Here is an 18,497-nt window from a genome sequence, read left to right as displayed (position 1 = left end):
TGTCGGGCCGTTGCGCCTGTGGGGGTCTGTGGGTTCGGGGGTCTGTGGGTTCGGGGGTCTGCGCCTTCGGGGGTCTGGAGCAGGCGGTCAGCCCACGCTCTTGGCCAACCGCTTCGCGCGCGCCGCAGCGGAGAGCTGGGTGATCAGCACCACGAGGATCGTGATGATGAACACGGCAGACGCGATCACGTTGGCCTGGGCCGGGATGCCGCGCGACGCCGCGATGTAGATGTACATCGGGAACGTGGTGACGGCGCCCGCGTTGAAGTTGGTGATGATGAAGTCGTCGAAGCTGAGCGAGAACGACAACAGCGCAGCCGACAGGATGCCCGGCAGCAGCAGCGGGAAGGTGATGCGCCAGAACACGGCGTTCGGCGAGCCGTACAGGTCGCGCCCAGCCTCCTCCAGCGCCGGGTCGAGGCTCGCGACGCGCGCCTTGACCGTGACCACCACGAAGCTGATGCAGAACATGACATGGGCGATGATGATGGTGCCGAAGCCCTTGTTCACGCTCAGGCTGAGGAACTGCGCGGCAAGGCCCGCGCCGAGCACCACTTCGGGGCTCGCCATCGGCAGGAACAGCAGCAGGCTGGTCTGCGACCGGAACCGGAACCGGTAGCGCATCAGCGCGATGGCGATCATCGTGCCGAGCACCGTCGCGACGACCGTCGAGATGATTCCGATGATGATGCTCGCCATGAACGCGTCGCAGATCCCCGCTGCGTCGCACACGTTCGTCCAGTTGTGCAGGGTGAACCCGCGCCAGGCGATGTTGTTCTTGAGCGCGTCGTTGAACGAGTAGATGAACGTGTAGACGATCGGGATGAGCAGGAACGCCAGCGCGAGGAACGCGTAGACGCCGAGGCCGAGGCCCTTGAACCGGAAGGATCTCACAGCAGGTCCTCCGTTCCGCTGCGCTTCACGTAGACGCCGACGATCACCAGGATGACCGCCATCAGCACCACCGACATCGCCGCGGCCGTCGGATAGTTCTGCAGCACCAGGAAGTTGGTCTCGATGACGTTTCCGATCATCGACGTGTCCGCACCTCCGAGGAAGTCCTGCGACGCGTTGATGTAGTCGCCGGCCGCCGGGATGAACGTCAGCAGTGTCCCGGAGACGATGCCGGGCATCGACAGCGGGATGGTGACCTTGCGGAAGGTCGTCCACGCGCTCGCGTACAGGTCGGAGCCCGCCTCGAGGTAGCGCACATCCAGTCGTTCGAGCGTGGCGTAGAGCGGCAGGGTCATGAACGGGATGAAGTTGTACGTCAGACCGAAGATGACCGAGAACGCCGTGCCCGTCACGTGCGCGTCCGGCGGCAGGATCGACAGCGCCTTCAGCGAACTGGTGAACCAGGAGTCGTCGGAGAGGAGCTGCTTCCAGGCCAGCGTGCGGAGCAGGAAGCTGATGAAGAACGGCGCGATGACGAGCGTCATCAGGAGGTTCTGCGCCAGGGGGTACTTCCGCACCTTCACGCCGATGAAGTAGGCGAGCGGGTAACTGATCACCAGGGCCGCCGCGGTCGCGATGAGCGCGTAGACGAACGAGCGGATGATCTGCGGCCAGTACTCCGCGATCGCATCCGTGTAGTTCTGCCACTGGAAGGCGGCCTGATACTGGCCGATGTCGCCGTCGACCACCGGCGTCTGGAACGACGTGATGATGAGCGACACCAGCGGCGTGAGGAAGAACAGCACCAGGTACAGGATGCCCGGCAGCAGCAGCACCAGGGCGATGCCGCTCCTGCGCCGCTGGGCGGGCTCCTGATCCTGGGTCGGCGGCGCGGCCGTCGAGAAGGCAGCGAGCGCCATCAGGCCTCCTCGAGCTCCGTCAGCATGCGCTCCTTGGCCTGCGCTGCGATCATCTGGGTGTCCGTGTCGTCGGAGAACCGCCCGTCTGCCGGGGGCTCGTCGGCGAGCACGAAGGTGTGCGACGGGTCCCAGGCGATCCAGACCTCGCCGCCGAGCGACGAGACCGGCCCGCTGGTGAGGTTCTGGGCGAACACGACGATCGTCCCGGCGCCGGGCACGTCCACGAGGTATTGGGTGCTCACGCCGCTGAACGACACGTCGATCACGCGGCCGGGCCCGATGGTGTTCGCTCCGGACGGGACCGTGGACGGGTCGGTGTGCAGGGTGAGCTTCTCCGGGCGGACGCCGACCGTGACGTCGCCGCTGTGCCGCTGCGCCCTCGACCGCGGAACCTGGATGCGCTGACCGGCGACATCGACGCCCAGGATGTCTCCGCCGCTGTCGACGATCGGGCCGACGAACAGGTTGGACTGGCCGAGGAAGTTGGCGACGAACACCGTGGCGGGCAGCTCGTAGAGCACAGCGGGAGCGCCCATCTGCTCGATCTCGCCCTTGTTCATCACCGCGACGGTGTCGGCCATGGTCATGGCCTCCTCCTGGTCGTGAGTGACGTGCACGAAGGTGAGGCCGACCTCAGTCTGGATCGACTTGAGCTCCAGCTGCATCTGGCGGCGCAGCTTGAGGTCGAGCGCGCCGAGCGGTTCGTCGAGCAGCAGCAGCGCCGGGCGGTTCACCACGGCGCGGGCGAGGGCGACGCGCTGCTGCTGGCCGCCGGAGAGCTGCGCAGGGCGGCGGGAGGCGAGGTGGTCGAGCTCGACCAGCCGGAGCGCCTCGTGCGCCTTCGCGACCGGATCGCCGATCTTGCGGCGGCGCAGGCCGAACGCGACGTTCTCCAGGATCGTCATGTGCGGGAACAGGGCATAGCTCTGGAACACCGTGTTGACGGGACGCTGGAACGGCTTGGTCCTGGTGACGTCTTTGCCGCCGATGATGATCTGGCCGGCCGTCGGCTCCTCGAGTCCGGCGACGAGTCGCAGGGTGGTGGTCTTGCCGCATCCACTGGGGCCGAGCAGCGCGAAGAACGAGCCGGCCGGAATGGTGAGGTCGAGGTTCTCGATCGCCGTGAACCCCGGGAAACGCTTCTTGATCCCGACCAGCTGCAGGTCGGCGCCGGACTCGGCGAACACTCCGCGTGCCATCAGGCGCCCAGGATGACCTTCTGGAACGCCGCCTGGTACTTCTGCTCCTCGGCCGGGGTGAGGGTGCGGAAGATGTGCGCGTTCGAGAGGGTGCTGTCGTCGGGGAAGATGAGCTGGTTGTTCGCGAGGTCGGGGTCGATCTTGATCGCGGCGTCCTTGGCGCCGACGACCGGGGTGATGTAGTTCACCCAGGCGGCGACCTCTGCTGCGACCTCGGGCTGGTAGTAGTAGTCGATCAGCTTCTCGGCGTTGGCCTTGCGCGGGGAGCCGATCGGGATGACGAAGTTGTCGCTCCACAGGGTGCCGCCCGCCTCGGGCAGGATGAACTCCCAGTTGTCACCGGCCTCGGCGTTCAGCTGGGTGATGTCGCCCGACCAGCAGATCGCGGCGAGGGTGTCGCCGCTCTTCAGGTCGTTGAGGTACGAGTTGCCCTTGATGTTGCGGATCTGGCCGTCGCTGACCTCCTTGGTCAGCTTGTCGATCGCCTTGTTGTATTCGTCGTCGCTGAACGTCTTGGAGATGTCGACGCCCTGTTGCAGCAGGAGGAGGCCCATTGTGTCGCGCATCTCGCTCAGCACGCCGACCTTGCCCTTGAGTTCCGGCTTCCACAGGTCGTCGATGGACTTCAGGCCGTTCGGCAGCTTGGTCTTGTTCCAGCAGATCCCGGCGAAGCCGCTCTGCCACGGAAGGGACTTCTTGCGTCCAGGGTCGAAGTCCGCATCCTGGAGGGCTGGCGAGAGGTTCTTCTTGTTCGGGATGGCCGACTCGTCGAAGCTCTGGACGTAGCCGAACCGGATGAGGCGGGCGACCATCCAGTCGGTGAGACAGACGGTGTCGGCGCCGATGTCCTTGCCGAGCGCGAGCTGGTCTTTGACCTTGGCGTAATAGGTGTTGTTGTCGTCGACCGCCACGTCGTATTTGACTTTGAGGCCTGTCTGCTTCTCGAAGGCGACGAGGGTCGGGTAGTTGCCCTTGTCGTCCTGGTCGAGATAGGCCTGCCAGTTGGCCCAGGTCATCGTCTTGTCGGTCGCTGAGACGTCTTTGGCCGCTGTCGGTTTGCTCGACGCGCCACCGGTGGAGCACGCGGCGAGGGCGAGGGCCGCTGCGCTCGCGCCCGCACCGGCGAGCAGACCTCGCCTGGTGAGTTGCGATCGCCGGGCGGCCTGCACCAGCTGCTGGATCATCGGGTCTTGCGGAAGCTGCCTGGAATTCACGAGTGGTGCTCCTTCGGGGTCGAACACGATCACGCACAACAGTCCGCCGCGCACATCGTCGTGCCTGCGGTTGGTCGATATTGGCACAGTGCCGGTGCGCCGCGCATCATTCGGTGGCCAAAACGTCCATTCCGAAACATGATCTTCACGAAATCAGTTCCGAAACGCGGATTTCGGCGGGGAAACCGTCGTCGGCCCGTGACGAGAGGTGGCGTGCTGGCGAAATCGGTCCCTCGTTCCGTGAGAATTCACGAAATCAGCACAAATACGTCCGAAAGACAGTCGAAATCGTCGGTCGATTCGGGTTAGGGTGAGTTTCGAACCACCACGTCGACGTGTTAAGGAGCCCCATGAAGGTCGCGATCCCCCGCGAGATCAAGAACAACGAGTTCCGGGTGGCGATCACCCCGGCCGGCGTGCACGACCTCGTCGCGAACGGGCACGAGGTGTATGTCGAGACCGAAGCGGGAGTCGGTTCGTCCATCCCGGACGAGTTCTACGCCAACGCCGGTGCGACGATCCTGCCGGACGCCGCCTCCACCTGGCAGATCGCCGACCTGGTGCTCAAGGTCAAGGAGCCGGTCGAGAGCGAGTACGCGCACTTCCGTCAGGGGCTCGTGCTCTTCACCTACCTGCACCTCGCAGCGGAGGAGTCACTCACCCGCGCGCTGATCGACTCCGGCGTGACCGCCATCGCCTACGAGACCGTGCAGCTGCCGTCGCGTGCGCTTCCCCTGCTCGCCCCGATGAGCGAGGTGGCCGGCCGTCTCGCCCCCATCGTCGGCGCCAACACGATGCTGAAGCCGAACGGCGGCCCCGGCCTGCTCGTCCCCGGCGTCCCCGGCACCCACCCCGCCGTCGTCACCGTGCTCGGCGGCGGCGTCGCAGGCACGAACGCGATCTCGGTCGCCGTGGGACTCGGCGCAGAGGTGACGGTGCTCGACACCAACATCGCCCGCCTGCGCGAACTGGACGCGCTCTACTCCGGCCGCATCAAGACCATCGCGTCGAACAGCTTCGAGATCGACAAGGCCGTCGTCGCCTCCGACCTCGTCATCGGCTCGGTGCTCGTGCCGGGCGCGAAGGCGCCCAAGCTGGTCAGCAACGAACTGGTGTCCAGGATGAAGCCGGGCAGCGTGCTCGTCGACATCGCGGTCGACCAGGGCGGCTGCTTCGCCGACTCGCACCCCACCACGCACGCCGACCCGACGTTCACGGTGCACCAGTCGCTGTTCTACTGCGTCGCCAACATGCCGGGCGCGGTGCCGCACACCTCGACGTACGCGCTGACCAACGCGACGCTGCCGTACGCACGCGCGATCGCCAACCGCGGCTGGCGCGACGCTCTCGGCCGACGCGTCGCTCGCCCTCGGCCTGAACGTGCACGCCGGCTCGGTCACCAACGCCGCCGTCGCCGAGGCGCACGGCCTCCAGGCCTCAAGCGTCGCCGACGCGCTCGCCTGACCCGGGCCCGGCCCGGCCCGACCCGGTCCCGTCCCGAAATCGAGTGGTCCCGAATTGCCGCGCCGACAGGTGCGCCTACGGCGATTCGGGACCACTCGTTCCTGTCAGCGATGTCAGCGGGGTCAGCTGACGTCGAACCACTGGTCGCCGATCTCGACGCGGGTGCCGCGCGTGACGCGGTAGCGGCGTCCGGCCTCGCAGAGCCGCGCGACGCCGCCCAGTGGATGCGCGACCGTGCCGTTGCCGGAGTACCGGTCGCAGATCCACAGCTCCCCCGCCTCGACGCCGAACTCGAGGTGCGTCTTCGAGACGCTCCTCGCAGGGTCGTCGACGGCGATCAGCTGGTCGACCTGCTCGCCCGGCTGCGTGATCGGGCGTCGCCCGATCAGCCCGCTGCCGGACACCTCGACGCTCGGCCCTGTCGAGAAGCTGAGCGTGTACGAGACGGGCGCCTGCTCGACAGGAGGCGCCGACTCGATGTCCTCGACGAGGACGGGCTCCGCGTCCTCGAACGCCGCACTCGGGAACCGGCCGGCGACGGCGGGCTTCGGCAGCCGCTCGACGATGGACGTGTCCGACGGCCGCTTGTCCGCGACGGCGGGAGGGCGCACGCGCGCCGCGGTCACCGAACTTCCGCAGTTGCCGCAGAACAGGGTCCCGTCCGACAACTCACTGCCACACACCCGACAGTTCATCGTCTGCCTTTCCTTCCGTTGCCCTTCCACCCACGGTAGCCGAGCGAGCGCAGCGAAACCGCCGCAAGCAACCGCTTCCACCGTGTGTCGCGCGCGCCCAGCTGGCCGCGCAGTTCGTCGACGGCCTTCCACACCGTGTCCGCCTCCTCCTGGGTGGGGGCGATCGGGCTGAAGACGGCACGGTCGGCGACCGACGCGAGGGCGCTCGCCCGTGAGCCGCCGATGGTCCCGGCGAACTCCTTGCGCGTGGCGGCGGGGGGCGGTTCGTACCCGTGATCGACGGCGGTGTCCGCGAACTCGCGCCACCCGCCCGCGATGCGCTCGACCGACGTCGGCGCACGGCGGCGCAGCGTTCTGCGCCGCCACTTCGCGGCGAGCACGGCGAGGAAGGGCGCGGCGACGATGGCGAGGCCGAGAACCACCCAGCCGACGATCGTGAGCACGGCGATGAGCGCATCCAGAACAGGGTTGGGCTGCGGAGTGTTGCTCTTGTCGACCTGCGCCTGCGGCGGATCGTCGCGCTGGGCCGGCGTGTCGTCGACCGGCGGCTGCACGTTGGTCTGCGGGCGCGTGATCTGCGTCGGCTGGTCCGGCTGCTTCGGCGGAACGGGACGCACGGGCGGGGTCGGGTCGACGGTGACCCAGCCCTTCGTCGTCTGCACCTCGATCCAGGCCGAGATGTCCGAGCCGGTGAGCGTGACACTCGCCGAGGTCGCCTGGTCCTTGGGTGCGAGGAAACCGACGACGACGCGGGCGGGGAAGCCCAGCTGCCTGGCCATCAGCGCCGCCGTGACCGCATACTGCTCCTGGTCGCCGAGCATCGGGATGTTCGTGAGGAGTTCCGTGATCCTGTCTGCCCCGTGGCCGGAACGGCTCGGCGGCTCGTTCGGTCCGATGCCGTGGCTGATGTAGCCGTCCGTTGCGAGCCCGTCGAGGACGGCGGCCAGCTTCGCGCCGGGCGATGTCAGCCCCGCCGTGTATTTCTGCAGGGTCTGCGCGAGCTCGTCGGGGATGATCGCCGGCTTCGGGACGATCGCGCTCCCCGGCTGGGCTCCGGTGAGACCGGCGGGTGTGACCTCTGGCTTGACCACCGAATCCATGGTGTAGCTGTCCCCGGAGGCGAGGTGGCTGGTGACGGCGCCGGTGCCGGTGACGTCGTTGTAGAAGAACGCGCCGGAGAGCGTCGGCGCCGACGAGCCGTGGAATGTGATCTGCTGAAGCTGGCCGCTGCCGGGGATCCACGGGCCGCGGTAGTCGCGCACGGTCACCGAGATGGTGTCGTGCGTGCCGTCGACGCCCTCCTGAGCCATCCGGTACGGCACGCGGGTGAACGATCCGGAGGCGCTGCTGATCGCGTCGGTTCCCACCGAATACGTCACCCCGTCGTAGGTGTCCAGGGTGGCGATGCGCAGTCGCCGGTCGGAGGGCAGGCCCTCGACGGTCAGCATCGGCTGGTCGGCGCGCGCCGGCTCCAGATACGACCGGAAGCCGCTCAGCGGGCTCGGGTACGACCTCGGGTCGAACGGCTGCTCGACGGCGGTCCTGACCACATTCCGTGTTCCGGCCGGTGGCACGAGCACGGAGGCCGCCGTCCCTGCCGCCGCTGCGACGGCGACGATGATCGCGGCGCCGACGACGGTGCGGCCGACGGTCAGCCTGCGGTCGCGGGCCGACTCGACGACGACCCCGCTCTGCTCGGTGAGGGTGCGGATCGACTCCACCCGCCTGCGCAGCCGGAACCGGATCATCCACGCGAGCAGCACGGCGAACAACGTCAACGCCAGCCAGAGCGGGACGGCGGCGGTGCCGGAGCCGAGCAGGATGCCCGCCAGCATCAGCAGGATCGGCGGGATCGCCGCCAGCTCCCCCCGTTTCGCGCGCAGCGCGGTCGACACCGTCGCCACGACGGCGATCAGCGTCAGGATGAACGCGGGGACGAGGAGCGCCTGATAGGAGCCGACGGGAAGCGAGATGGTGACGAGCTGCTTCCAGCTCAGCCAGGTGGCCTGCACGAGATCGACGAACCCCGCAGCCGTCGGCAGGAAGCCGCCGGCCGTCGCCTCGCCCGGCACGGCCAGCTGGACGCCCAGCCCGAGGTACACGACGACCACGACCGGGGCGATCACGATGCTCGGCCAGCGGAACACCGCCCCGAGCACGGCGATCGCGGCCCCGGCGATCAGCGTGACGCCGAGCATCACCGCGAACGACACGGACTGGTAGACCGGCCAGAACGAGAAGGCGGCGAGTCCGGTCGCCAGCACGGCGAACGCGGTGTCGATCGCGACACCGCCCACGCGCACCCCGCGCCTGCCCGCCATCAGGTCGCCATCCGTTTCGCGAGGCTCTTCTGCAGGTCTTCGAGGTAGCCGATGGTGAGCACGCTCAGGTCGGAGACCCGGCGGAGGGCCGGAACAGCCCCCTCGTCGCAGACGACGGCGACGACGTCGACGCCCAGCGGGAAGTGCGATGCGGCGGCCCTCAGCTGCGTGGCGGTCAGCGTGGAGCCGCAGATCAGGAAGGCGATGGAGGTGCCCGTCGACTCCTCGGCCGCGATCTGGGCGAGCTCGGGCAGACGCAGTGCGGTCGGCGCCGTCTCGACCCCGGCGAGATCGTCGAGCAGCCTGCCCCTGTTGACGATGCTGAGGCGGCGGACGGTGTGCACGATCTTCTTCGCGAAGTCGGGCGTCCTTGCGCTCGCGACGACGGAGACAGTGCGCGAGTCGAGCATCGCCCGCACGCCGAGCGAGCCGGCGGCACTCACCGCGAGCTCGAACTCCTCCTCGTTGCCGTAGTCGGCGCTCGACAGGCTGAGAGCGACGAGCAGGTGGCTCCTCCGCGTCTCCTCGAACTGCCGCACCATGTAGCTGCCGGTCTTCGCCGTCGACTTCCAGTGGATGTTGCGGCGCTCGTCGCCGGGGACGTACTCGCGCAGGGCGTGGAAGGCGATGTCGCTCGCGGTCAGGTCGCGCGTCGGTGCGCCCTCCAGGTCGCGGACGAACCCCGTGCTCATGCTCGGGATGGCGATGGTCCGCGGATGCACGAACAGGTCGAGCGACTCCGCCCACACCATCTCGCGCCGCACGACGCCCACCGGGTCGGCTCTGACCGTGCGCACCGGGCCGATCGGCACGATGCCCCTGCGCGTGGTCGGGACGAGGAACACGTCGGAGTGCTCCTCCCCTCCTCCGAGCGACGGAGACGCGAACTCGGCCAGACCGTGACCGACCGGCACCTCGACCCGCACACTCGCGAGCCTCCGGCGGCCCGGGTTCAGCACCGTCACCTCGCCGGGAGCCTTCTCGCCCACCACGACCCTGTTCGACGGCAGCGCGAGCTGCACTCGGTATGCGTTGCGCCCGGCCAGGTAGCCGGAGGCGACAGCCAGCAGCGCGACGGCGCTCCAGCCGATGACGACGGCCTCCAGCCAGCCGTACACGTACCCGGAGGTCAGCCCGAGGACGGCGACGATCGCGAGCGCCCAGCCGAGTGGGGTGACGACCGCGCCGACCCTGCCTGCGACACCGGCCACGGCGCGCCACGCGGCCGTGGTCGACCGCACGACGAGCACGATCGTGTCGGCCAGGAAGCCGTCCCTGGTGCCGACGATCTTCGCCCTGGCGTTGGTGAGCTCCGCCTGGGTGCGACTGACGGTGTTGGTCACACGGCGACCCGATCCCCTGGCGGCGGCGTCTCGATCAGGATCTGCGCGACGACGCTCGACGGGGAGACGCCCTCGAACTCCGCCTCCGGATCGAGCACGAGGCGGTGGGCGAGCACCGGCTCCGCCAGCGCCTTCACGTCGTCCGGGGTGACGTAGTATCGGCCGGACGACGCCGCAAGCGTCTTGGAGGCGCGCACCAGCGCGAGGGCGCCGCGCACGCTGACGCCGAGACGGATCTCGTCGGCCGTGCGGGTCGCATCCACCAGGCGCGAGACGTAATCGTTGATCGTCGCATCGACGTGCACCGTGCGGGCCAGCCCGGCCATCTCGACGACGGTGGCCGCCGAGATCACCTCCGGCACGACGACCTCGTGGGCGCGGTGCTCAGCGCCCTCCAGGATGCGCAGGGTCGCCTCGTGGTCCGGGTAGCCGATCGAGGCCTTCATCAGGAACCGGTCGAGCTGCGCCTCCGGCAGCCGGTACGTCCCCGCCTGCTCGATCGGGTTCTGCGTCGCGATGACCATGAACGGCGCACCGACCTGGTGGCGGACGCCGTCGACCGTCACCTGCTCCTCCTCCATCACTTCGAGCAGGGCGGATTGCGTCTTGGGGCTCGCGCGGTTGATCTCGTCGGCGAGCACGATGTTCGCGAACACGGGTCCGCGGTGGAACTCGAACGCTCCGGTGCGCTGGTCGAAGATGTTGACGCCGGTGATGTCGCCGGGGAGCAGGTCGGGGGTGAACTGCACCCTGTTGCTCGTGCCGCGGACGCTCTGCGCAATGGCGCGGGCGAGCGAGGTCTTGCCCGTGCCTGGGAAGTCCTCCAGCAGCAGGTGCCCCTCGCTGAACAGCGCCGTGAGGGAGAGCCGGATGATGTGCGCCTTGCCGAGCAGCACCCTGTCGATGTTCGACACCAGTCGCTCGAACACGCCGGAGAACCACGTCGCCTGCTCCGGGGTCATAGTCATGCGTGGCCTCTCTGCGGGTTCGGTGGGGTGGAGTGCGGTCGGTGCCGCTCTGGGGTGGCGAGCGTCGTCATTCAGTATGGCTGCTCCTAGCCTTGCGGGAGGGAAGCACTCGCGTAGCTTTGCGTGTATATGCTTCCGCCGACGGTCACCGAGATCGTCAGCGCCGCGCTGGGGTCGAGGGCCGTGCAGGAGGCCGTCTGCCCGACAGCAGGCATCGGCATCTGGGTGACGCCGTCGCAGCTGTATGTCACGGCGTCGTACGAGCCTGTCGGCCACTGCGTCCAGCTGTAGGTGTTCGTGGCTGGATCGAAGCGCGCGCCGCCGATCGCGGTCGACACGGCGACGCCGAGTTGGACGCTGACCTGCGGGTCGCCCTGCGGGTTGCACAGGCTGGTGCCGTCCGGGTAGTTCTCGCAGACCTTCGTGATCGTGAGCGTCAGCGGCGTGCCGTAGTGGAACTGGTTCTGCCCGGTCAGCAGCCCCGACGTGCCACCGGTGAGCGTTCCGGTCTCGTTCACCCCCGCGCCGGTCAGGCGGTAAAAGACGACCGGGTTCGTCCCGCTGCCGGCGCGGTAGGTCACGCCGTCGACGTGGAAGTCGTACGTGCTTCCCGAGCTCGACACCGGGCCGGACACACTCACCGCCGTCGGGGTGCCGGGCGCCTGACGAGGCGTGGCCGTCACGACGGCGCTCCGTGTGCATCCCTGGCCGTTGTACGCGTAGACCACGAAGTTGTACGCGGTGTTCGGCTGCAGCCCCTGGAAGGTCGTGCTGGTGCCACCGGTGTACACGAACGACGACGACCGGGGATCGACCTGCAGCACCGGGTTGCCGGTCTCCACACCGCTGACACTGCACGACGGCATCGCCGAACCCTGGAAGACCCCGGCGAAGTAGGTCGTGATCGCCTTGCCGTTGTCGCCGAAGACGGTCGGCCAGCTGAGCGTCGCCGTCGAGCCGTCCGTCAGGCTCGGCGTCGCGGAAGGCGCCGGGCCTGCCAGCAGCGGCGCACCGGCAGGCACACCGCTGCTCTGACTCTGGTTCCAGCTGGTGCGCCCAGCGTAGAAGTCGTTGAGGGACGACACGGCGAAGCCGATGGCTGCGCCGTTCGCGATGCTGCCGTCTGTGAGGTTCAGCGAGTACTTCGTCCCCGGCGCGTCGCCGCGCTGGACCGCGAGCGACGAGGTCTGACCGCCGAGCGACACCTGGTAGGAGCTGATCGGGCTCGCGCCTGGCACGTCGGCCGGCTTGGTCCAGCTGATCCGCAGCCCATGATCGAGCGGCGCCGCGGACAGCCCGGCCGGCGCAGCCGGGATCACGTCGGACCAGACCGGTTCGGTGTACGCCGTCGGGTCGGACAGGCCGAGCGCGTTCTTCGCGCGCACGGTGATCGTCACGGCGTTGGTCGGGCCGTTGCCGGGAGTCGGCACCGTGCAGGTGGTGGTCGCGCACGCCGTGGTGGAGACGACCTGCCCCGTCCCGGCGTTCGCGACGGTCACTTCGAAGCCGGTGATCGGCGAGTTGTTGAACGCTCCGGGAATCCACGCGACCGTCAGCGCCTGGTTGGCGAACGCGGTGATCTGAACGTTCGACACGGGCTCCGGCTTGTCCTGCACCGACACCGTCACGGTGCCCCAGGTGTACCGGTCAGGATCGTTGGTCGCGTCGGCGACTTCGTACTGCACGGTCGCGTCCGCCGGAGCTGCCGTCGACGACACCTGGATGCTCAGCGTCGCATTGTCGGCGCTCGGAGTGATGGTCACGCCGCTCGGCAGGTCGCTGCTCCCGACGCCGCGCACCCCGATGACGCGCAGCGGCTTGCCGGGGAACGGGTTGGTCGCCGAGTCGTTCGCGAGCACGTCGACCGTGGTCGTCTGCCCGCGCGGAGCGATCACCCTGTCCGGCTGCGGACTCGCCAACGGCCGGGTGGACGGCACGACGTTGAGGTCGATGCGTCCCGCCTGGCCGGCGTTCACCGCATCCCGCACCCCGATGGAGATCGACGGATGGGCGCCCTTCGCCGTTCCGGCGGAGACCGAGATGGTCAGCTTGCGGCCGTCCAGCGAGGTGGACACGCCGTCCGGCTTCGGGTCCTGCACGCTGAACACCAGCTCGTTCTGGTCTTTCGCGTACGGATAGCTGGTCAGCTTGGTCAGGTCGACCGTCTTCGTCTGGCCGGGCTCGAAGTCGATCAGTGCCCCGGTGAAGACCGGAGGCTGGTTCTCCCGCGGTGTGACCTGGATCGGCAGGACGATGGTGGCGACGTTGCCGTTCGGGTCGCCGGCCGACGTTCCGTCCGTCACCTGGAACGAGATGGAGGCCGGACCGAAGTAGCGCGAGGTGCTGGTGTACTGCAGGGTGTCGTTGTTCACGACCAGGTCGTCGCCGTTCGCGTGCGTGGCGCGCACCGTCGCAGCATCCGTCAGCCGCACCTTGCGCCCCCCGACGGCGACGATGTAGTCGTTCAAGTGGATCGTCAGCGACTTCTCGCTGACCACCGTGAGATCCTGCGCGCCCTTCTTCACCTGGGGCAGCGCGTCGTTGTACCCGGGGACATGCACGAACCCGTACCCGGAGATCGACTCGTCGTCCGGATTGCTGACCTTGAACGGGATGATCTGGCTCTTCGCGCCGATCGTGATCCTGATCCGCTTGTTGGCGGTGACCTGGGCGCTCGTTCCGTAGCCGGGCACGAGCTGCAGCTTCAGGCTGGAAACGGGGCCGTCGGCGAAGAAGACGTTCGCCAGCACGTTGACGTTGACGCTCTGCTTGCCGAGGATGTCGGACAGCCCGAGCGACGTGTCGGAGACGATCGGCCGGGCGGGAGGCGCGTTCTTGCTCACCGTGACACGGACGAAGTTCTCGCTCGTCCCTCCACGCTGATTCTGGATCGTGTAGATGAACCCGTAGGTGCCCTCGGCCTTCGGCGCGGTGACGACCACGATGTCGCCGCTGATCTTCGCCGTGGCCTTGCCGTCGAGCGACACGATCTTCGTCACCGTCAGCGGGCTCCCGTCCGGGTCGCTGTCGTTGGCGAGGACCTGGATGTTCAGGGTCTTCCCCGGCCTGGTCGTCACGTCGTCCTCGACGGCGACCGGATTGCGCGCGCCGTCCACACGGGGGGCGATGCCCACCCTGACCGTCCCCGTGGCCCTGGCACCGAGCGCATCCACCACCGCGTAGCTGAAGGTGTCGGTGCCCGCAGAGTAGTCGCCGGCCTGGAAGTCCATCCAGTCCGGTCCGGAGGCGATCACCGCGCCCTTCTGCGGGTTGGACTCCTGGCCGATGAACTGCACGGAGTCGCCGTCCGGGTCGATGCCGGACAGCGGGATCGTGATGCGCACCGTGTCACCGGCGAGCACGCGCGCCGTCACCGTCTTCGGCACAGGCGGGTTGTTGGTCGCCTCGTCGCGCTCGCGCACAGCGATGGTGACCTCGGCGGTCGCCCACTGGCCGTCCTCGCCGACGACCTTGTATGCGGCGGTGAAGTTGCCCGGCTTCGACGGGGCGAGGTAGCGCAGCTGGCTTCCGCTCGCGAACAGCAGACCGGCGCCGGAAGGCAGCGGGGTCGCGAGGGTCGGGTCGAGCGTGAGCGCGTCGCCGTCCGGCTGGATGTCGTTGGCGAGCACGGGGATGTCCACGACGTCGTTGACACGCACGGAGACGCTGTCCGGTGCGGCGATGGGCGGCTGGTGGACGGTCAGCGGGGGAAGCTGCACCACGGTCACCGTGCCGACGGCGTCCGCGAGCCCGTTGCTCAGCTGATAGTGGAAGTCCACCGGCGCGTCCAGGGGCCGGTTGAGTGTCACCCGCAGGGTGCGCTGGCCGAGGATCTCGACCCTGATGCCGCTGCTCGGCGGCGGCGCCGTCACGCCGGTGACGAGCAGCACGCCGCCGGACGGGTCGATGTCCGTGGACAGCACGTCCACATCCTGTGTGGTCTGCTCCCGGATGAACGCGGTGTGCGGCACGGCGATGGGTGCGGTCTTCGCGCCGGGAGGCGCCTTCACGTCGATGCGGACCGTGCCGGTCGAGGTGACCACCCCGTCGGAGACCGTGTACTCGATGTTGTGGGTGCCGACCTGATCGGAATCGAACCGGAAGGTGCCGCCCTGGTAGTCGGGCGTGATCGTCGCATCCGCCTTGCTCGGGACGTTGCTCAACCGCACGGTGTTGTTGCCGCCGCGCACGTGCGCGAGCGGCTGCACCGTCACCTCCTGCCCCTGATAGGCCAGGACGGCGAACGGGTCGGCGATGATCGGCACCTGGCCGGGCGCACGCACGGTCACGGCCAGCGTCCCCGTGCCCTGGCTGAGCGCATCCGACACCACCAGGTTCACGTCTTTGAGGTCACCGCCCTGCCCGTGGTCGTTGAACGCGACCTGGCCCTGCGGTGTGAACGTCACCGTGTCGGGGCCGGGGACCGTCGCCCCCGCGAGGAAGTATGAGTCGCCATCCGGGTCGTAGCATTCGCCCAGCACCGAGCTGGTGACCCTGCCGCCCGCCTGCACGACGGCCTTCGCCGCCCTGACGCAGACCGGTGGCGAATTCTCGGTCGGGAGGCGGACCGTGACCACGACGTGCGCGGACGCGGTGCCTCCCCGGCCGTCGGAGATCGTGTAGTCGAACGCGATCGTCCCGCTCGCCGTCTCCGGCAGCGTGATCTGCAACTGCTGGTTGCTGTTGGTCAGCTCCAGCGTCCCCTGTTGCGCCGGGATGCTCGTGAACGAGTCGATCGTGAGCACGTCGCCGTTCGGGTCGTAGTCGTTCAGCAGGACCGGCAGCGGCGTCACACGCCCTGGGCGCGCACCGAACTGGTCGTCGACGGCGACGGGAGGCTGCTGCTGCTTCTCGTATTGCGGCGTCGTATCCTGCCTCGACTGGTCGACGAGTTCCTTGGTGGTCTTCTTGGCGACGAGCTCATCCCAGTTGTCGATGCGGGTGTTGCCGCTCTGCACCGCCCAGGAGACGCCGGTCTTGCCGTCGTTCAGCACCACCCTGCCCCGGTTCACCCGGAAGGAGAGGGCCGCACCGGACGGGACGTCCTTCAGCGTCGAGCGCTCGCCCGTGCCTGACGCGTCGCACGACCTCCACGCCGCTCCCCCGTTCCACGCGGCGTATGTGCAGTCGCCGAGCGTCGTCGGAGCGGCGGGAGCACCGGAGGCGCCGGAGAACGCCTTGGACGGCTTCGCACCGTCGAGCGGAACCCGGATCAGTCCAGAATTCGTCGCGATCCAGACCGCGTTGCCGGAGGCGGACGGCTGTTGCACCACGGGATCGTCGCCGGTGGAGAGCATCCCGGAGAGATCGACCGTCCTCCCCGGCAGATACAGCGACCGCGCGTCGGGATCGAACAGCGCCCAGGTGCCGTTCACCACGGTCATGGCGGCGGTGGCGCCGTCCCCCTTCGCCGGGACCTTCTGCGAGGTGGTCGACGGCTCGGCCCCCGTCACGTCGATCCTGGTCACCGTCTTCGTGTCAGGAAGGTAGGCGTAGAGCGCGCCGGACGGATCCATCGCGGCGACAGTCCGTCCTCCCAGGTCGATGGTCGAGCCGGAGCCTGCATTGAACTGGTCGAGTTGCGAAACGGTCGTGAGCCAGAGTTGTCCCGTCGCCTGGGACAGCAACGACACGTGGTCGCCGGAGAGGTCGACGCGCGGCGACCGCGGAGGCAGCGCGACGGACTTGCCCGCCTCGCTCGTCGCCGGGTCGACGACGGCGAGCGTGTTCGTCTCCCGGTCGAGCAGCAGCACGTTCGAGCCGTCCTGCACCACGTCGACGGCTTCGCCGGTGCCCGTCACGACCGAGTTGAGTTTGTCGATCTCGGTGTTCGCCCGCCCGAGCGACTTCTTGGCGTCGCTCGACACCCAGACCGCCGCATCGCTGAGTTGCAGATGCTGGGCGCTGTAACCTCCGGAGACGACGGCGAGCGTCGTCACGAGCGCGACGACAGCCGTGCTGCTCGTCGCCGTGGCGACGAGCGACTTGTGCGCCGCGATCCAGGCCCCGATCACGGGCTTTCCGCCCTCTGCACGCACTTCTGGCCGCTCGGCGCGCCCGTCTTGCCGTCCCTGTTGACGGTGACGGTGACGCAGACGGTCTCGCCCGGCTTCGCATCCACCCGGAACTCGGTGGCGTGCTGACTGCTCGGTGGCTCGTCGCCGACGGCCACCTGATATGTGTCGTCCGGCTGCAGACCTGGGTCGGTCCAGCTGAAGACGATGGTGCCGGAGGAGACACTGCCGGAAAGGTCGCGCACCGTCGGGATCTCACCGCTCGACGACACCCGCACCAGCACGAACGTCGCCGTCACGGCCAGCGCCACCACCAGCACGGCGCACGCGACGAGCGAGAGCACGAGCGCGCGCGACCAGCGCGTGGGCCGCGGCGCAGTGGTGCTCGGCATACTGCCTGCACTCTCGCGGACGACCGTCCTGGTCGGCGCGCGCAGCACCGTCGCCGACGACGCGTTCCTGCGCCGCCTGCGCGAGGACGGGTCGACGGTGACGAGCCCCTTGACGCGGGTCCTGTCCTCCGGGTCGTCCGCCGTCGCCAGGGCCCAATCGTCCATCGCGACCTCGATCGGCGTCTGCGGCAGCCCCAGCTCCGTCTCGACCGCCTGCAGCTCCCGGATGAACTCGATGACGCTGCGCTGCCTGGCCGACGGCTTCTTCGCCATCGCCTTCTGCAGCACCTGCTCCAGCCTGGGGGGAACATCCACGCGGTCGATAGGCTGCGGCCGCCCTTTCGTGATCCGATGGATCAGCTCGGAGGAGGTGTTCTCCTTGCCGGCCACCTCGAACGGCGAACGGCCGGCGAGGAGGGAGTAGATGGTCGCCCCGAGCGCCCAGATCTCGCTGGCGATGGTGCCACTGGTCTCGTCGAGCAGCACCTCCGGCGCCGACCACGGGATGGACAGGCCGATCGCCTCGGTCACCTCCGCCTCGCCGAGGGTCGCCGCGATGCCGAAGTCGCTCAGCACCGGATGCCCGTATGCGGTGGTCAGGATGTTCGACGGCTTGATGTCCCGGTGCAGCACACCGGCGCGGTGCGCCGTCTCGACGGCGCTGGCGATGCGCACGCCGATGCTGAGCGCCTCGGCGACCGACAGCGGCTCCATCCGGTAGCGCTGCCCGATCGCCGACGAGCACAGCTCCATCACGAGGTAGGGACGCCCATCGGCCGACACGCTCGCCTGGTACACGGTGAGGATCGACGGGTGCGTGCTGAGCTGGGCCATCAGGTTGGCCTCGGCCTGGAACATCTGCTTGACCTGGCTGGTCACCACCTCGGCGAGCATGACCTTGACGGCGACCTGGCGGCGTGGCATGTTCTGCTCGTAGAGGAACACGTCGGCGAACCCGCCGGAGCCGAGGACGCGGACATACGAGAACCCAGGCAGATTAGGCGGCTGAGACGGCAAGCGCCGGGCCATATCGCCTCCCGGGTCGGTCGAAGCACAAAACGGTCCCCCAATTG

10 protein-coding genes and 1 pseudogene are annotated in these 18,497 nt (G+C 68.6%); 1 reads left to right on the top strand and 10 read right to left on the bottom strand.

Annotated features, from left to right (window positions below):
- Positions 1 to 87: 87 nt before the first annotated feature.
- The 4 genes from AC37TH_RS17695 to AC37TH_RS17680 are packed head-to-tail and all read right to left on the bottom strand — an operon-like array spanning position 88 to position 4,197.
- Positions 88 to 894, bottom strand: coding sequence for an ABC transporter permease (locus AC37TH_RS17695; protein WP_490765660.1), 807 nt, complete (start codon positions 892 to 894; stop codon positions 88 to 90).
- The gene (locus AC37TH_RS17690) at positions 891 to 1,814 is read right to left on the bottom strand and encodes an ABC transporter permease (RefSeq protein ID WP_490765659.1); all 924 of its coding nucleotides are present in this window, start codon (positions 1,812 to 1,814) and stop codon (positions 891 to 893) included. The genes AC37TH_RS17695 and AC37TH_RS17690 overlap by 4 nt, the downstream gene beginning before the upstream one ends.
- Positions 1,814 to 3,013 carry an ABC transporter ATP-binding protein gene (locus tag AC37TH_RS17685; protein WP_490765658.1) on the bottom strand — a complete coding sequence of 400 codons (1,200 nt, stop codon included), beginning with the start codon at positions 3,011 to 3,013 and terminating at the stop codon, positions 1,814 to 1,816. The genes AC37TH_RS17690 and AC37TH_RS17685 overlap by 1 nt, the downstream gene beginning before the upstream one ends.
- Positions 3,013 to 4,197, bottom strand: a complete 1,185-nt coding sequence (locus AC37TH_RS17680) for an ABC transporter substrate-binding protein (protein ID WP_490766083.1) — start codon at positions 4,195 to 4,197, stop codon at positions 3,013 to 3,015. Before AC37TH_RS17680 ends, AC37TH_RS17685 begins: the two co-directional genes overlap by 1 nt.
- Before the next feature lie 380 nt (positions 4,198 to 4,577).
- Here AC37TH_RS17680 and ald point away from each other — a divergent pair.
- Positions 4,578 to 5,691 (top strand): annotated as a pseudogene (gene ald, locus AC37TH_RS17675) (alanine dehydrogenase).
- A 122-nt stretch (positions 5,692 to 5,813) separates the two neighbouring features.
- On the opposite strand, the gene AC37TH_RS17670 reads toward ald, so the two are convergent.
- The 6 genes from AC37TH_RS17670 to AC37TH_RS17645 all read right to left on the bottom strand — a co-directional run bounded on the left by AC37TH_RS17670 (position 5,814) and on the right by AC37TH_RS17645 (position 18,441).
- Entirely contained in the window at positions 5,814 to 6,317 is a 504-nt protein-coding gene (locus tag AC37TH_RS17670; RefSeq protein ID WP_490765657.1) for a hypothetical protein, read from the bottom strand.
- A 65-nt stretch (positions 6,318 to 6,382) separates the two neighbouring features.
- Entirely contained in the window at positions 6,383 to 8,707 is a 2,325-nt protein-coding gene (locus tag AC37TH_RS17665; protein WP_490765656.1) for a transglutaminase TgpA family protein, read from the bottom strand.
- Positions 8,707 to 10,050: a DUF58 domain-containing protein gene (locus AC37TH_RS17660; RefSeq protein WP_490765655.1), complete on the bottom strand. Its 1,344-nt coding sequence runs from the start codon at positions 10,048 to 10,050 to the stop codon at positions 8,707 to 8,709. The genes AC37TH_RS17665 and AC37TH_RS17660 overlap by 1 nt, the downstream gene beginning before the upstream one ends.
- Positions 10,047 to 11,018, bottom strand: a complete 972-nt coding sequence (locus AC37TH_RS17655; RefSeq protein WP_490765654.1) for an AAA family ATPase — start codon at positions 11,016 to 11,018, stop codon at positions 10,047 to 10,049. The genes AC37TH_RS17660 and AC37TH_RS17655 overlap by 4 nt, the downstream gene beginning before the upstream one ends.
- Before the next feature lie 86 nt (positions 11,019 to 11,104).
- The gene (locus tag AC37TH_RS17650) at positions 11,105 to 17,032 is read right to left on the bottom strand and encodes an Ig-like domain-containing protein (protein ID WP_490765653.1); all 5,928 of its coding nucleotides are present in this window, start codon (positions 17,030 to 17,032) and stop codon (positions 11,105 to 11,107) included.
- Positions 17,029 to 18,441 (bottom strand): serine/threonine-protein kinase, encoded by a 1,413-nt coding sequence (locus AC37TH_RS17645; RefSeq protein ID WP_490765652.1) that lies wholly within the window; start codon positions 18,439 to 18,441, stop codon positions 17,029 to 17,031. The genes AC37TH_RS17650 and AC37TH_RS17645 overlap by 4 nt, the downstream gene beginning before the upstream one ends.
- Positions 18,442 to 18,497: the final 56 nt, after the last annotated feature.

It is taken from the genome of Leifsonia sp. McL0627, from assembly GCF_058244615.1.
Note: the sequence above shows the minus strand (reverse complement) of the source record. Positions and strands in the feature narration are given on the sequence as shown.

Bases quoted from the DNA above. Each gene is read 5' to 3' on its own strand.
- AC37TH_RS17690 (WP_490765659.1), bottom strand. From the start codon at position 1,814: ATGGCGCTCGCTGCCTTCTCGACGGCCGCGCCGCCGACCCAGGATCAG.
- AC37TH_RS17685 (WP_490765658.1), bottom strand. From the start codon at position 3,013: ATGGCACGCGGAGTGTTCGCCGAGTCCGGCGCCGACCTGCAGCTGGTC.
- AC37TH_RS17680 (WP_490766083.1), bottom strand. From the start codon at position 4,197: ATGATCCAGCAGCTGGTGCAGGCCGCCCGGCGATCGCAACTCACCAGG.
- AC37TH_RS17665 (WP_490765656.1), bottom strand. From the start codon at position 8,707: ATGGCGGGCAGGCGCGGGGTGCGCGTGGGCGGTGTCGCGATCGACACC.
- AC37TH_RS17655 (WP_490765654.1), bottom strand. From the start codon at position 11,018: ATGACTATGACCCCGGAGCAGGCGACGTGGTTCTCCGGCGTGTTCGAG.